Raw genomic sequence first — 14,015 nt, 5'->3', positions numbered from 1 at the left:
TAGCACATCTTATTATCAACGTAAATAATAATTGTTACGTTCGTAACTAAAAAGTCAGGAAAAGTTGTTCCTATCTGGAAAATATGATAGTCTGAAACAAACGACTGAACAGAGATGGAGAACGTGTATGTCAAGAGAAGAAGAGATTCTTGCGATCGTCAGCAAGAAAAAGAAAATTGAAGTCAACGAGCTTTCCGAACGATTGAATGTTTCGAAAGTAACGATAAGGAAAGATTTAGATAAGCTGGAGAGCCGAGGATTGCTGCATCGCCAACATGGCTACGCCTTGCTGAATAACATGGACGATATCAATTACCGATTGGCACAAAATTACGATCTAAAACGTAAGATCGCGTTGGAAGCCAGTAAAATCGTAGCCGATGGGGAAGTGATCATGATCGAATCCGGTTCGACTTGCGCGTTGTTAGCGGAGGAATTGGCATTCAACCGCAATGACATCACGATCATAACGAATTCCTGTTTTATTGCCTCTTATGTTCGTAAGGCCGAAACAGTCAAGGTTATTTTGATCGGCGGCGAATATCAAAAAGAATCCCAAGTCAATGTTGGTCCCTTAGTCAAACAGGTCATCAATGAATTTTATGTCGATAAGCTATTCGTAGGGATCGATGGCTTCGACAAACGGCGAGGGTTCACCGGCAGTGATATCACCCGCTGTGACACGACACGAATGCTGGCGACGGCGGCGGAACAGACGATCGTTCTGACGGACTCCAGCAAGTTTTCACAAAATGGTGTGGTCTCAGAATTTGCCTTTAGCGAGATCAGTCAAGTGTTTACGGATAGAAAGATAAAAAAAGAAGCGTTGAATTTTCTCGAAAAAGAGAACATTGACGTTTTTACGGTATAACGAATCAGCCAGGATAATCTGGCTGATTTTTTTGTGCGATCAAATGCTATAGTAGAGGAAACGGAGAGGAGCGGATATGGATGGAAATTCGCCATGTTCAAGAAAGTGATTACGCATTTTGGGTCTCACTAGATCAGTATTTATCAAAAGACCAATTCATGCAAAAGGTTCGGGATAAAATGGGCTATATTTTGTTGATAAATGACGAGCCAGTCGGATTGCTGAGGTACAATCTTTTTTGGGACGAGCATCCTTTTTGTACGATGCTCTATGTAAGGGAAGGGAAGCAACGATCAGGCTATGGCAAGGCAATGATGGGATTCTGGGAAAAGGAGATGCAGCAGCGTGGACACAAAATGCTGCTGACATCGACTCAAGTAGACGAAGAGGCACAGCATTTTTATCGTAAGTTAGGGTATCAGGATGCGGGCAGCTTACTAATCACTGTTCCAGAGTATCAGCAGCCAATGGAGTTGTTTCTGCTTAAAAGGATTGCAGTCAAGTAGTGATTTTTCTGAACAGGGGAGCTTCTCTCTTCTTCAACACTATATAGTAGACGATGATCATCTGCTGTAATCTGTTTCACACAATGTAAAGCAGTTGAAATTATAAGTATCCGAATTTATTTGAAATCGCTATAATGGATGAAAAGTGTATACGGAGGTAAGAATGAATGACTTATAAGGGGAGCTTAGTTGCAGTCCAGGATATTGAAAAAGCGAAGGATTTTTATCAGACTGTTTTAGGTTTAGAAGTGATGGTGGATGCGGGTGTTCATGTTCAATTGACTGGCGGGCTATTTCTGCAGACAGTCGATACATGGGCTGAATTTATTCATAAGAAGGAAGACGAGATCACTCTTGAGAATAATGCCAGCGAGCTGTATTTTGAAGTTGATGACATGGATGACTTCATTAAATTGTTAGAGAATCGGTCCGATATTGAATACCTCCATCCAGTCGTGGAGCATAGCTGGGGGCAACGGGCAGTGCGCTTCTATGATTTGGACAGACATATTATCGAGGTGGCGGAAGCTATTGCGATGGTGGTCAAACGCTTCATTGATTCTGGGCTGACAATTGACGAAACGGCGGACCGAACAGGAGTGGAGCCGCGATACATCAAAAGCACACTGGATCAGCTGTAAAAACTTGAGATAGTGCACATCCGTGCAGTATCTTTTTTTACTTTGAAATCGTTTGAATTTCTATTGACTGTATTTCTCTTCACATGCTATGATAGTTGCGAAAGAAGATAAATATAGTTACGTATGAAAATGGAGGATGTAATTATGAGTATCCAAACAAAAGAAGCAAATGCACCGTATTTTGGCAAATTAACCAATCGGATGAATCATTTCCGCGAATCTGTTTTGACGAAAAAGCCTTATATTGATGCAGAACGTGCATTATTGGTAACAGAAGCCTATAAGGCGCATTTGAATCAGCCAAGTACCGTGAAGCGGGCATTGATGCTGCAAAATATTTTGGAAAAGATGTCGATTTATATTGAAGAGGATACGTTGATCGTCGGAAATCAGGCGTCTTCAAATCGGGATGCACCGATCTTCCCGGAATACACGATGGAATTTGTGCTAAACGAACTGGATCTTTTTGAGAAACGAGATGGTGATGTTTTCTATATTACGGAAAAAACCAAAGAGGATCTGCGTTCAATTGCGCCATTCTGGGAAAACAACAATTTACGTGCGAAGGGCTGGGCGTTACTGCCAGATGAAGTGAGTGTCTTTATGGAGACTGGCTTTTTCGGGATGGAAGGCAAGCTGAATTCGGGTGATGCCCATTTAGCGGTGGATTATGGTCAGATGCTGCGAGTGGGGTTAAAGGGCTATAAAGAACGGACGCTGAAGGAGAAAGCGGCACTTGATTTGACGATTCCAGAAAGCTTGGATAAGTATCAGTTTTACAAAGCCGTTTTGATCATGATCGATGCGGTGAAAACGTTTGCGGAACGTTTCTCGGCTCTCGCGAAGGAAAAAGCGGAAACCGCAACTCCGCAGCGACGTGCTGAATTGTTGGAAATCAGTCGAATCTGCAGCAAAGTTCCGTATGAGCCGGCGGAGACTTTCCAAGAAGCGATCCAAGCAACATGGTTTATCCAATTATTGTTACAAATCGAATCTAACGGGCATTCATTGTCGTATGGCCGCTTCGATCAATACATGTATCCTTATTTAAAGGCGGATTTAGAAAAGGGTGCCATCACAAAGGACAAAGCGGTGGAGCTTTTGACCAATCTTTGGATCAAGACGTTGACGGTCAATAAGGTTCGCAGTCAGGCGCATACCTTCAGCAGTGCCGGGAGTCCGTTGTATCAAAACGTGACGATCGGCGGTCAAACCCGCGATAAGAAGGATGCAGTGAATGAGTTGTCCTATTTAGTGCTACGGAGTGTCGCGCAGACGAAATTGCCGCAGCCGAATTTGACGGTGCGTTACCATGCTGGGTTGGACAATCGTTTCATGAATGAATGCATCGAAGTGATGAAGCTTGGTTTCGGGATGCCGGCCTTCAATAATGATGAGATCATTATTCCATCCTTCATGAAAGTGGGCGTGACGGAAGAGGATGCCTATGATTACAGCGCGATCGGGTGTGTGGAAACCGCGGTACCGGGAAAATGGGGCTATCGTTGTACGGGGATGAGCTACATGAACTTCCCTAAAATTCTGATGATAGCTATGAATGACGGCATCGATCCAGTATCTGGCAAGCGTTTCGTCAAAGGGTATGGGCATTTCAAAGACATGAAATCTTATGGTGAGTTACAGGAAGCCTGGGATAAAACCGTGCGGGAATTGACTCGCATGAGCGTAATCGTGGAAAATGCCATCGACCTTGGTTTGGAGCGCGATGTTCCCGATATTTTGTGTTCGGCATTGACCGAAGATTGCATCGGTCGCGGGAAAACCTTGAAAGAGGGCGGCGCGGTCTATGATTTTATTTCGGGGTTGCAGGTAGGCATCGCCAACACCGCAGACTCCTTAGCAGCGATCAAACAATTGGTTTTTGAACAGGAAAAGGTTTCTACAGACGAATTGTGGGAAGCGTTGATGACGGATTATGCTAGCGAGCGCAGCCAAGAGATCCAGCAAATGATTTTAAATGATGTGCCGAAATACGGGAATGACGATGATTCTGTTGACCAGCTCATCACAGAAGCTTATGACAGTTACATCGACGAAATCGCCAAATATCCGAATACCCGATATGGTCGCGGACCGATCGGGGGGATTCGTTATTCAGGGACGTCTTCGATCTCGGCAAATGTGGGTCAAGGCCGGGCAACGATGGCGACACCAGATGGACGAAATGCGTGGGTACCACTGGCGGAAGGTTGTTCTCCGTCGCATAATATGGATAAAAATGGACCGACAGCAGTATTGAAATCCGTATCAAAATTAAGCACCGAAGATATTTTGGGCGGTGTGTTATTGAATCAAAAGGTCAATCCGCAAACGTTAGCCCAAGAAGAGGACAAGCAGAAGCTGATCATGCTGCTGCGGGCGTTCTTCAATAAGCTGCACGGCTATCATATTCAATACAATGTCGTTTCAAGAGAAACCTTGATCGATGCACAGAAACATCCAGAGAAACACCGCGATTTGATCGTTCGAGTCGCCGGCTATTCTGCCTTCTTCAATGTGTTATCCAAAGCGACACAAGATGACATTATTGAACGAACCGAACATGTACTATAAATCAACAAAAAAGGAGAATCCTCGCGATTCTCCTTTTTTTATTGGTTTATTTAATTGATGCTGCGGGCAAGTACGAGCCATTCTTCTTCTGATTTGCCCTCCTCCGAGTATAGGAAGTAGTAGATCTCCTTTTCTCGGAAAAGAATGCCTTTGTAGTGTTCTTTTTGTTTGAACAGGGTGAAGCGGCCATTTTTTTCTGTGGTAAGGCCTTGCTCTACACCGCCTAGGACATCGTCTTTTGTTTTTCCGGCACGGTAAGTCAATTGATCCGAATAATGAATTTCCGCGATTTCTCCGCTGATCAGCATGTATTCCTCCGCTTCGCCTGCGTTCATTGGTGCATTTAGAGGAAAGGGCGTCTCTTTTTTCAGCTCGGCGAAGCTTTGATAATCTTGGACCGGATTCGGCAACGTGACAGGGGGCTGCGGCGTATGAAGCTGAGAGACACCAAAAACAATCAAAATCAGGGCAGCGAAGCAAAGAGCCAGGACTTTTGGCCGTTGGAAAAAGGCGCGCCACGTAGGCTCTGGTTGTTCCTGCTTCCGCCGTTCTTTTTCCATCGCGCGTGCAATTTCCTGTCGCTTCTCTGTTGAAAGAGAGAAATGATCCATTAATTCATGATAGGTTTGTTTCATCAGGTGCCTCTCCTTTCAAGAGTTGTTCCAGTTGGTTTCTTCCGCGATGAAGATGAGAACGCAGGGTACTTTCCTTCATCTCCAGCAGCTGCGCGATCTCTTTGGTAGAAAAGCCTTCGTAATAAAAGAAGTGCAAAGCTGAGCGTTGGATTTCCGGTAGTTGTGCAACGGCTTCCCATAAGTACCCAAAATCTTCGGGTGTCTCTTCCGTAAGGGTTTCTGGCAACGGTTCGAAGCGTCGTCGCCCATTGGCTTTTAACCGATTCTTCGAAAGATTGATCGTCACACGATAGAGCCAAGCTTTCTCGTGTTCCTCGTTCTCGAATTCGGGTGCTTTTCGGATCAGTTGGATCATTGTTTCTTGAACGATGTCCTCTGCATCACTTTGATTATGGACATAAGACATTGCCAAACGAAGCAGGTGATCTCCGTAGCGATCCAAATAATAAAAATCAGTTTCCTTTTCACTTTCTTGTTTTTCTTTCGCTGGATTCAAAAAAGCGAAGAGTTCTTTAAAAAATCCAACAATCGGATGTTCTCTTGATAAAACCTCAGATGCCATCATTGAGCCTCCTTTAGATCCCCGAATTAAATAAGCTGAGTATTTCCTTTGCTGCAGGCGCAGTTATTTTTGACTCAAAATTCAAACAGTAATTCACATTCTTCTCACTCCAGCAGAGCAGGCTGCCTGTATCTAACTGGATGAGGGAAGCGGTCAAACGATCAACATGAAGGCTTTTTCTACTTTCCGTCGCTTCGTAGTTGCCGCTAAGTGCTTTTCCCTTTAGCGATTTTGAATAACGAAGGACTATCTTTTTGCCATTCTCATTCTCGTAGGTACGCTCTGCTAAAAGGGGCTTCTTGTCATTATAATAATAATACATTTTTTTTGGCAAGAAGTGTGGCGGGAGTTGCGCGGGCATTTTCCCTGGGTACCCCATGCGTGCGTCCAATTCTTTTTTTGTTTTCATTTCGATCAGCGGGGCGGGCAGCCCGACTGATTTTTTCTTCGGAATGTTCGAGCGGGGGATTCTTCCTGTTTTTGCAAATTCGTTGAAATAGTTCATGTCATAGTCAAAATAACGAGTGAATCGGCCTGTAGCGCTCTCTTGTACTTGGGGTGAAGCGAAGATTTCCTTTCCGCTGGAAATGCTTAGTCCTGTTAGACAGATAAATAGAACCATCCATGATTTCATTGGTGTTTTCCTCCTCCATTTACGGGTTCACTCTATATACAATCGAAAGGGAGGAGATGTTGCAGCGAGAAGGATTTTTTTCGTTTAAGTGTTACAAAAGCGTTTCATTTTACGAAACACGCTCCAATAAACGTTTCATCGATACATTCACACGTGAGTGTATAGACGAAGGAAAGGAGGGAATGCTAAGGTAAAATCATAAAATAGAAGCGCTTACATAAATCTTGATCCAAAGATTGAGTGCTCGCCTGACGATGAAACAGCAAAAAAGCATCCATTCGTGATGCTAAAAATAAAAGGAGTGTGTTAAAAATGGCAAAAAGACTTGCATCGACCCCAAAGAAAGATGGCTTCCGAATGCCGGGGGAATTTGAGCCGCACAAACAAATATGGATGATTTGGCCGGAGCGGCCGGATAATTGGCAGCATGGGGGCACCGATGCGCAAAAAGCCTTTACGGATGTGGCGAAAGCCGTTAGTAGGTTTACCCCGGTGACGATGTGTGTATCAGCGAGACAATACGAAAACTGCCGCAATACCTTACCAGAGAATATTCGGGTGGTAGAGGTCGCAAATGACGATGCTTGGATGCGGGATTGCGGACCGACATTTGTGGTCAATGATAAGGGCGATGTTCGCGCAGTGGATTGGGATTTCAATGCGTGGGGCGGCTTGGTGGACGGGCTGTATTTCCCTTGGGCGGAGGATCAGAAACTAGCGCAAAAAGTCTGCGAGATCGAAGGAGTCGATACGTATCATACACCTGATTTTGTTTTAGAAGGCGGCTCGATTCATGTGGATGGTGAGGGGACGGTGATGGTCACGGAAATGTGCCTGTTATCGGAGGGGCGAAATCCTCATATGAGTAAAGAGGAAATCGAAGAGATGCTGAAGGATTACTTAAATGTTGAAAAAGTGCTTTGGGTCAAAGACGGTATCGATCCCGAAGAAACCAACGGACACATCGATGACGTGGCCTGTTTTGTACGACCCGGTGAGGCAGCGTGTATTTATACAGAGGATGAAACCCATCCATTTTACACTGTCGCGAAGGAAACCTATGACTATTTAAGCAGTCAAACGGACGCGAAGGGACGTAAGTTAAAGGTCCACAAGCTTTGTACCACGATCGATCCTGTAACGTATGGGGCAGAATACGAAGTCGACACGGTGGCAGGAAGTATTCCGAGACACGCCGATGATATTTGCATTACTTCGTACATGAACTTTTTGATCACGAATGGGGCAATTATCGCACCGCAATACGGGGACAAAAATGATGCGTTGGCACTCGAACAGTTGCAAGAAATGTTCCCAGATCATGAAATCGTGGGCGTGCAAACAAGACAGGTCGTTTATGGCGGCGGCAATATTCACTGTATCACTCAGCAACAGCCGAAGGGATAAAAAACTGCTGCCAATGCCTTATAACTTGGCACTAACAACAGTGAGCAGACGGGTCATTCAGTTGTAAGAGATTTTTTCAATCTTTTATAGAGGATCAGTTCGACGATCGCGATCATAGAGACGCGTGAGGTCATATCAAGGCTGTCATAAATGATCTCATCTGTAAAAATGTAAAAATCGAGATCGCATAGATTCTGCACTACATTGGTGACTGCACGGGTAAAAGAAACCACCGTGGCTTGTGACGCCTGTTTGACTAATTCAATCGTCTCGATGACTGCCGGACTGTCGCCATTGTAGGCAAAAACAAACAGGATATCCTGATCCCGGATGTGATGAAGGGCATGTCGGATCGAGGCCTGATCTGATAAAAGGACGGAGTGAAAGCCCTGAGCGGTAAAAAGCCAATCGACATAGCGCAAGGCTTGCAAGTCTAATTCTTCTCCCATCAGATAAATGACCGGGTCGTTATCGAGTAATTGATTGAAGGTCTCCATTCGCTCCTGGTCTACGACGCGGATGGATTCCATGATATTTTTTAAATATTCTTCTTTGTAATCCTTTTGTTTTACAGAATGGGGGATCGTTTGCGGTGCTTGAGGCGCATGCAGCAAGCTGTCGATGAAATCACTGTACCCCTCAAAACCCAGCTTTTTAGTAAAGCGGAAGATGGTTGCTGAAGAGACGTAACATTTTTTTGCCAACTGACGGATGCTGTGGTGCTTGGCTTCGTCAAAATTTTTCAACACGTAGTTAAAAATCCGCTTCTCTGATTCATTCAACTGTGTGAGGTGCTGATTGGCTGCGCTATAAAAGTTTTTCGTTTCTGTCACTAAAACCACCTGCTTTCCTATTTCTTTATTATAACCTAATTTCCGATGAGACATCGATGGAATTTGACGAACTGGAGGTCTAGAAAAAATGAAAGTATCACATGTAAAAAATTATCCGACGAAGCATTTTATTGACAATTATGAGTTATCGAAAGAGGAGATCCAAGACATATTAAGTACGATCGTCCAATTAAAAGAAGCGGCCCATCAAAATGCCATTCCACAATTGCTGAAGGGGGTGACGCTGGCAATGATTTTTGAAGAGCCTTCGACACGGACGCGGGTATCCTTTGAAACGGCCATGGCAGAATTAGGCGGACACGGCCTGTATTTGAAACCCGGAGAGATCCATTTTGGCTCTCATGAAGCCATCAAAGACACGGCAAAAGTTTTGTCCAGTATGTGTGATGGGATCATGCTGCGGACGGAAGAACACGAGCTGGTACTGAATTTAGCAGAACACGCAACGGTCCCCGTCTTCAATGCTATGACCTATTACATTCACCCTACGCAGGGGTTGGCGGATGTGTTGACGATGATGGAGCACCTTCCGGAGGGAAAGACTTTAGAGGACAGCCAGATCGTCTTTGTGGGAGATTCTGGGGAAAACGGGATCATGGCAATGGAGCACGCCCATTTGGCTGCATCATTAGGTCTTAAGTATACGATCGCTTCGCCGAAGAAATACACCATCAGTCAAGCAGAGATCGACAAGGTCAATAAGAAAATGGCGCTGACTGGCGGGACGCTGACGGTGACTGAAGAGGTTGAAGAAGCTGTAAAACAGGCAGACTTTATTATCCCTGATGTTTGGTATTATTATGGGTATGAGGACGAAAAAGAAGAACGCACAGCAGCTTTTTATCCGCGCTATCAATTGAATATGGAGATGCTGAATATCGCACCGGATCACTGCAAAGCGCTGCACTGCTTGCCGGCAAATCGCGAGGTGGAGATCACCAGCGAGGTCTTGGATCATCCCACTCGTTCACTGGTTTTCCAAGAGGCCGAAAATCGTCTCCATGTTCAAAGAGGCTTGCTGGCATGGTACTTGTATCCGCGGCTAAAGCGGGCAAATGATCAGACGAAAAGCTATTATGAAGGAAAGATGCGGGCATTTCTGGACCAAAGATTAAGCTAGAAAGGGGACCGACCTATTATGGAAAATGTAAAAAAGCTTGGCTTTATCGATATTGTGTCACTCTCGTTTGCCGCGGTTTTTTCTCTTGAATTGATCGCTTCGCAAGCGTCGATGGGACCGTCATTGATTTTCTGTTTTATTGTTCTCGGCGTTACGTTCTTCCTTTCCATGGTCTGATCTGCGCAGAGCTTGGCTCCACGTATCCGGATCAAGGCGGGATCTATGTTTGGATCAAGCGTGCCTACGGGGATCGATGGGCGGCGCGGACGACGTGGTGGTACTGGATCAATGTGGCGGGTTTTATCCCGTCGACCTTAGTAGTCATGGGTTCGATCCTGCAAATGCTGTTCTTCCCGAATTTGTCTGTGTGGGGCATGGTCGTTTTCTGTATCGTGTGTACATGGTTTATCGTAGCCTTCAACTGTATCGATTTGCAAGATGCCAAGTGGTTAACGATGCTTAGCACGATCTGCAAATTGATCGCTTGTCTTGCGTTGATCGTTGGTGCCGTCATGACGCTCACTTCGAAAGGATCGCAAACAGAGTTTTCACTGAAAGCCATCATTCCCAGCTTTGATTTGAGCTTCTTTTCGTTGGTTCCGGTGTACGTATATGCGTTGACGGGGTACGACTTGATTAGCTGCTCTGCCGGCGAAATGGAAAATCCCAGCAAGAATGTACCCAAAGCGGTATTTTCTAGCGGTATCTGTACGATCATTCTATATATCATCGCAGCTGTCGCGATGTTGATCATTTTGCCCGTCGATCAAATTGATCCAGACTCCGGGTTGTTCACGGCCTTTGGGGAAGTGTTCGGTACCCAAGTGATGGTCGGAGTAGCGATCATTTCTTTCATCGCATTCCTAGGCTATATTTTCAGTTGGGCATTAGGTGGAAATAAAGCAGCGTTGGAGGCAGGACTCGAAGGAGAGCTGCCAAAAATCTTTGCGAAAACCAATAAGGTACACGCGCCCATCGGTTCAGCGATCCTGCTGGGGCTGTCTTCGACTGGGTTGCTTGTCTTTTACGGCCTGATCGCCTCCAGCAATGCCAACTTATTCTGGACCTTGCTTTCCTTTACTTCGATCATTTTCTTCCTGCCCTATATCATATTGTCTTTTGCGTTTATTACGCTGCGGAAAAAAGATCCGACAATCGAACGTCCCTTCCGAATTCCTGGCGGCGATGGGGTAGGGAAATTAGTCGCAGGCGTGCAATTTGTCTTCTTTGCCTTTAGCACGATCTTCTTCTTTTTACCGCCAGAAGGAGAAAATCCTGTTTCCTATGTCTTGTTCTTAGTAGTGGGGGTAGGCTTAGCGGTTGCCGTCGGAGAATGGCTGATCGATAAATCTATCAAAGAACGCTCCTTGAGAGAAGCAGAACTAAGTGAATAAATAACCCTATAGAAATCAGCGTGCTTAGCTGATTTCTATAGGGTTTTATTTGTAGAGATAGGCCGGCCATTCCGAGTCTTTTCTGCGCGTGTCAAATGGGAGATAACCGTTGTATTTATAGAGATAGTCTATTTTCCAGCCGCCTGTCTGGGTCCTTTTCTCGTTGATCAATTCCAATAAATCCGTTGCACGGGGATCCTTCAGCAGATGACTCTTTTGAAAGATGTAATGCAGATCCGTTAATGACAGTGCATAGTTTTGCGGAAACATACTTTCTGTGATATGAGGACTGATCGGTTGTCCATTTGACAATCTGCGGAATAGCTGGTGTTGAAAACGGTTCATTTTAGCGGTGCAATTTACCCCTGAAACCTGTATGCTTAAAGTAGAAAAGCAAACAAAGAAAGCAGGTGGGTACATGAAAAAACATAAATTAGAAGACAGGATCGCAACAATACATTTCGATTCTGGATTGCAATTTCGAATCGACTTTTTACCAGAAAATCAGTTGCGTTGGACCTCGATTCGCGAAGAAGATGCAGGGGCGACGGCTATCGAAACGATTCACGTTGAAGAATATCCGGGTGGGATTTTTTCAATTGATTGGGTGGAAGAGGACGGGTTATGTGTTTCTTATACTGTGGATACGTCGAATCATTACGTGAAAAGCTTCATGATCTTCACGGATGAGACGTATCGTGGCGGACGAAGACCGTTTGTTCATGAAGGACCTTTTCAGTTGATTTTAGAAAATGGCGAACCCGATCTGGCACCGCTGCAAAACTAAAACTATAATATCAAATCCGATCATTCATCCAGATGATCGGATTTTTTAGTGGCGAAGTGGCTCGTGGTAAAAAAATACACCGATCCCTGATAGCAAGATAGGTGTATTTAGTCTGGATTTAGCTATTTTTTAGGAGTAATTCTTCGATTTCTACTAGTTTAATTTCTTTGAAGAACTGATTTACTTGCTCAGTGCTAATGGTTCCATTCGTTTCAAATAGTGAATTAGAAATTCCGCATGCCATCGCATACCTGATGGCATCCTCAATCGAATAGCCGTTGCTGATGGCAAAAGCCATGCCGCCAACTGTAGAATCGCCACAACCAGTGGTATTGACAATATCGACTTTTGGAATTCTTACATCATAAACTGTTGATTCATGCTTAACGATCGCACCATCACCACCTTGAGAGATCATAATCGTTTCGATGTTATCGAAAAGAGGCTCATGCAAAAGAACCACAATCTCTTCAGGTGTCTGTATTTTTCTGCCTACTAATTCTTCTAATTCATGTGTATTTGGTTTGATAAAAGTCGGACGAACGGATTGTTGCACTAAAACATTTTCCAACTGTTCACCAGAAATATCCATCAAGATTGGGAAGCTTTTTCCAACAATCGAACGAATAAAGTCTAATAAATGGAGATGGAATTTCGCATCGTCTGAATTAACTGAGCCGGAAATGCATATCGTATCTATCTTGTATTTTTTTAAAAGATGAGCAACGTGCTGAAAAAAGAGCGCCTCATTTTCTTTGGAAAGGTAAAGTCCTTTTTCCACCAATTCGGTGTGCGTATTCCCATCGTGCATGATAGTGATCGCATTTCGAGAATTGCCTTCTACAGAAAGAAATTCTAAGTGGTAGCGATTTTCAGCATTCAAGGTATCTAAAATCATTTTTCCAACAGGACCTCCCAGAATACCTGTCAATACCACGCTTTCACCGGACTGAGCAATGACTCTGCCAGCATTGATGCCTTTTCCTCCAATAGAAGTATGAGGATTTTCTACACGGTTCACTTGGTCCAAGATCAATGAAGAAACAAGATAATTGTAATCCATGGACGGATTTAGAGTAATTGTCAAAATCATTCTTGTTCCTCCTTGATGATTTCTGTAAATGAACGGTAGTAGTCAAACGTCGTATCTGACAGCTTATCATCGGTAACTAAATAATCTACGTCAGATAACGAATAGAAGGTATAAACATCAGATCGATTAAATTTTGAACTGTCTGCTACGACACATTTTTTTCGAGAGTGCTTAAAGGCAACCCGCTGAATGGAACCTTCGATGGGATTTGCTGTAGTTACATTGTTATCAAAGACTCCATTTGTCGCAGCAAAGGCAATATCAATGTTTAAATTGTCGAAGCTTTTTTCCGCAATTTCACCATAAAATTCCTCCGTCGTACGAGAAAATTCGCCCCCCGACAATAGCACGCGATAATCCGTGTTATAAATCAAATAATTAAATGCCAGCAAACTATTTGTAATCACAAATAAGTTTGCTTTTTTTATTTCGGGCAATGCATGCAGCATCGTTGTCCCCGCACCGATATAAATCGTGTCATTGTCTGAAATGATACTATTCATGACTTTTCCAATAAATTTTTTCTCTGATACATTTGTGTCTATTTTTTCCTGAGTAGAAAGTTCTTGCTCAATTTTCTCTAATTTTTGTGCACCGCCATAAATTTTTACTAATAAAGATTGTTCTGCGAGTTCGTTGATATCTCTCCGAATAGTCATGTCGGAGACGTTTAAATTTGAAGATATTTCCGGAATGGACAGGTAGTCATTCATCTGCAACAAATCCAATATTTTTTCTTGCCGTTCCTTTTTTAACATAAAATCACCCCGTATAAGTAAGCTCTTACAATAGACCGTAAGTCTAACGGCCATGTCTATACATTAATTAATAGCATTTAAGCAGAGAAAAAGCAAGGATAAGATGTTCACATATGTTAAACTTTGTTAATAAAAATAATTGTATTTAATGAAAGGCTTTGTTTAACAAAAATAAAAAG

At 43.8% G+C, this 14,015-nt stretch carries 16 protein-coding genes; 9 read left to right on the top strand and 7 right to left on the bottom strand.

Annotation, left to right across the window (positions count from 1 at the left end):
* Positions 1-127: 127 nt before the first annotated feature.
* The 4 genes from I592_RS17915 (at position 128) to I592_RS17900 (ending at position 4,592) form a co-directional block, all read left to right on the top strand.
* On the top strand, positions 128-871 hold the full coding sequence (locus I592_RS17915; protein ID WP_010779162.1) for a DeoR/GlpR family DNA-binding transcription regulator: 744 nt from the start codon (positions 128-130) through the stop codon (positions 869-871).
* An 80-nt stretch (positions 872-951) separates the two neighbouring features.
* Positions 952-1,377, top strand: coding sequence for a GNAT family N-acetyltransferase (locus I592_RS17910; RefSeq protein WP_010779163.1), 426 nt, complete (start codon positions 952-954; stop codon positions 1,375-1,377).
* 167 nt (positions 1,378-1,544) lie between these two features.
* Entirely contained in the window at positions 1,545-2,018 is a 474-nt protein-coding gene (locus tag I592_RS17905) for a VOC family protein (RefSeq protein WP_010779164.1), read from the top strand.
* Positions 2,019-2,162: 144 nt separating this feature from the next.
* The gene (locus I592_RS17900) at positions 2,163-4,592 is read left to right on the top strand and encodes a glycyl radical protein (RefSeq protein ID WP_010779165.1); all 2,430 of its coding nucleotides are present in this window, start codon (positions 2,163-2,165) and stop codon (positions 4,590-4,592) included.
* Between the two features lie 50 nt (positions 4,593-4,642).
* On the opposite strand, the gene I592_RS17895 is transcribed toward I592_RS17900, so the two are convergent.
* The 3 genes from I592_RS17895 to I592_RS17885 are packed head-to-tail and all read right to left on the bottom strand — an operon-like array spanning position 4,643 to position 6,423.
* Positions 4,643-5,227 carry a hypothetical protein gene (locus I592_RS17895; protein WP_010779166.1) on the bottom strand — a complete coding sequence of 195 codons (585 nt, stop codon included), beginning with the start codon at positions 5,225-5,227 and terminating at the stop codon, positions 4,643-4,645.
* Positions 5,208-5,789: an RNA polymerase sigma factor gene (locus I592_RS17890; protein WP_010779167.1), complete on the bottom strand. Its 582-nt coding sequence runs from the start codon at positions 5,787-5,789 to the stop codon at positions 5,208-5,210. Before I592_RS17890 ends, I592_RS17895 begins: the two co-directional genes overlap by 20 nt.
* 13 nt (positions 5,790-5,802) lie before the next feature.
* Positions 5,803-6,423: a DUF4367 domain-containing protein gene (locus I592_RS17885; protein WP_010779168.1), complete on the bottom strand. Its 621-nt coding sequence runs from the start codon at positions 6,421-6,423 to the stop codon at positions 5,803-5,805.
* Between the two features lie 312 nt (positions 6,424-6,735).
* Between I592_RS17885 and aguA the strand changes: the two genes are divergently transcribed.
* A complete protein-coding gene (gene aguA, locus I592_RS17880) occupies positions 6,736-7,830 on the top strand; it encodes an agmatine deiminase (protein ID WP_010779169.1) in 1,095 nt (364 codons plus the stop codon).
* Positions 7,831-7,883: 53 nt separating this feature from the next.
* On the opposite strand, the gene I592_RS17875 is transcribed toward aguA, so the two are convergent.
* The gene (locus tag I592_RS17875; protein WP_010779170.1) at positions 7,884-8,663 is read right to left on the bottom strand and encodes a MurR/RpiR family transcriptional regulator; all 780 of its coding nucleotides are present in this window, start codon (positions 8,661-8,663) and stop codon (positions 7,884-7,886) included.
* Between the two features lie 88 nt (positions 8,664-8,751).
* Here I592_RS17875 and argF point away from each other — a divergent pair, with 88 nt between their 5' ends.
* The 3 genes from argF to I592_RS17865 are packed head-to-tail and all read left to right on the top strand — an operon-like array spanning position 8,752 to position 11,198.
* The gene (argF, locus tag I592_RS17870; protein WP_010779171.1) at positions 8,752-9,804 is read left to right on the top strand and encodes an ornithine carbamoyltransferase; all 1,053 of its coding nucleotides are present in this window, start codon (positions 8,752-8,754) and stop codon (positions 9,802-9,804) included.
* A gap of 18 nt (positions 9,805-9,822) precedes the next feature.
* On the top strand, positions 9,823-9,981 hold the full coding sequence (locus I592_RS22090; RefSeq protein WP_244265207.1) for a hypothetical protein: 159 nt from the start codon (positions 9,823-9,825) through the stop codon (positions 9,979-9,981).
* A complete protein-coding gene (locus I592_RS17865) occupies positions 9,927-11,198 on the top strand; it encodes an APC family permease (protein ID WP_341853253.1) in 1,272 nt (423 codons plus the stop codon). Before I592_RS22090 ends, I592_RS17865 begins: the two co-directional genes overlap by 55 nt.
* Positions 11,199-11,243: 45 nt before the next feature.
* On the opposite strand, the gene I592_RS17860 is transcribed toward I592_RS17865, so the two are convergent.
* Positions 11,244-11,543 (bottom strand): hypothetical protein, encoded by a 300-nt coding sequence (locus I592_RS17860; protein WP_049944376.1) that lies wholly within the window; start codon positions 11,541-11,543, stop codon positions 11,244-11,246.
* Between the two features lie 31 nt (positions 11,544-11,574).
* On the opposite strand from I592_RS17860, the gene I592_RS17855 reads away from it, so the two are divergent.
* Complete coding sequence (locus I592_RS17855; RefSeq protein ID WP_244265206.1) at positions 11,575-11,985, top strand: MoaF-related domain-containing protein; 411 nt, start codon at positions 11,575-11,577, stop codon at positions 11,983-11,985.
* Between the two features lie 118 nt (positions 11,986-12,103).
* Here I592_RS17855 and I592_RS17850 read toward each other — a convergent pair whose 3' ends face one another.
* Complete coding sequence (locus I592_RS17850; protein ID WP_010779174.1) at positions 12,104-13,078, bottom strand: 1-phosphofructokinase family hexose kinase; 975 nt, start codon at positions 13,076-13,078, stop codon at positions 12,104-12,106.
* Positions 13,075-13,836 (bottom strand): DeoR/GlpR family DNA-binding transcription regulator, encoded by a 762-nt coding sequence (locus I592_RS17845; RefSeq protein ID WP_044926730.1) that lies wholly within the window; start codon positions 13,834-13,836, stop codon positions 13,075-13,077. Before I592_RS17845 ends, I592_RS17850 begins: the two co-directional genes overlap by 4 nt.
* Positions 13,837-14,015 lie beyond the last annotated feature (179 nt).

This window comes from Enterococcus gilvus ATCC BAA-350 (genome assembly GCF_000407545.1).
Lineage (GTDB): Bacteria > Bacillota > Bacilli > Lactobacillales > Enterococcaceae > Enterococcus_A > Enterococcus_A gilvus.
This window is presented reverse-complemented; position numbering and strand designations above follow the sequence as displayed.

Coding starts and splice junctions, on each gene's coding strand:
- I592_RS17855 (WP_244265206.1), top strand. CDS start 11,575: ATGCTTAAAGTAGAAAAGCAAACAAAGAAAGCAGGTGGGTACATGAAA.
- I592_RS17915 (WP_010779162.1), top strand. CDS start 128: ATGTCAAGAGAAGAAGAGATTCTTGCGATCGTCAGCAAGAAAAAGAAA.
- I592_RS17900 (WP_010779165.1), top strand. CDS start 2,163: ATGAGTATCCAAACAAAAGAAGCAAATGCACCGTATTTTGGCAAATTA.
- I592_RS22090 (WP_244265207.1), top strand. CDS start 9,823: ATGGAAAATGTAAAAAAGCTTGGCTTTATCGATATTGTGTCACTCTCG.
- I592_RS17885 (WP_010779168.1), bottom strand. CDS start 6,423: ATGAAATCATGGATGGTTCTATTTATCTGTCTAACAGGACTAAGCATT.
- argF (WP_010779171.1), top strand. CDS start 8,752: ATGAAAGTATCACATGTAAAAAATTATCCGACGAAGCATTTTATTGAC.
- I592_RS17905 (WP_010779164.1), top strand. CDS start 1,545: ATGACTTATAAGGGGAGCTTAGTTGCAGTCCAGGATATTGAAAAAGCG.
- I592_RS17895 (WP_010779166.1), bottom strand. CDS start 5,227: ATGAAACAAACCTATCATGAATTAATGGATCATTTCTCTCTTTCAACA.
- I592_RS17850 (WP_010779174.1), bottom strand. CDS start 13,078: ATGATTTTGACAATTACTCTAAATCCGTCCATGGATTACAATTATCTT.
- I592_RS17890 (WP_010779167.1), bottom strand. CDS start 5,789: ATGGCATCTGAGGTTTTATCAAGAGAACATCCGATTGTTGGATTTTTT.
- aguA (WP_010779169.1), top strand. CDS start 6,736: ATGGCAAAAAGACTTGCATCGACCCCAAAGAAAGATGGCTTCCGAATG.
- I592_RS17845 (WP_044926730.1), bottom strand. CDS start 13,836: ATGTTAAAAAAGGAACGGCAAGAAAAAATATTGGATTTGTTGCAGATG.
- I592_RS17860 (WP_049944376.1), bottom strand. CDS start 11,543: ATGAACCGTTTTCAACACCAGCTATTCCGCAGATTGTCAAATGGACAA.
- I592_RS17910 (WP_010779163.1), top strand. CDS start 952: ATGGAAATTCGCCATGTTCAAGAAAGTGATTACGCATTTTGGGTCTCA.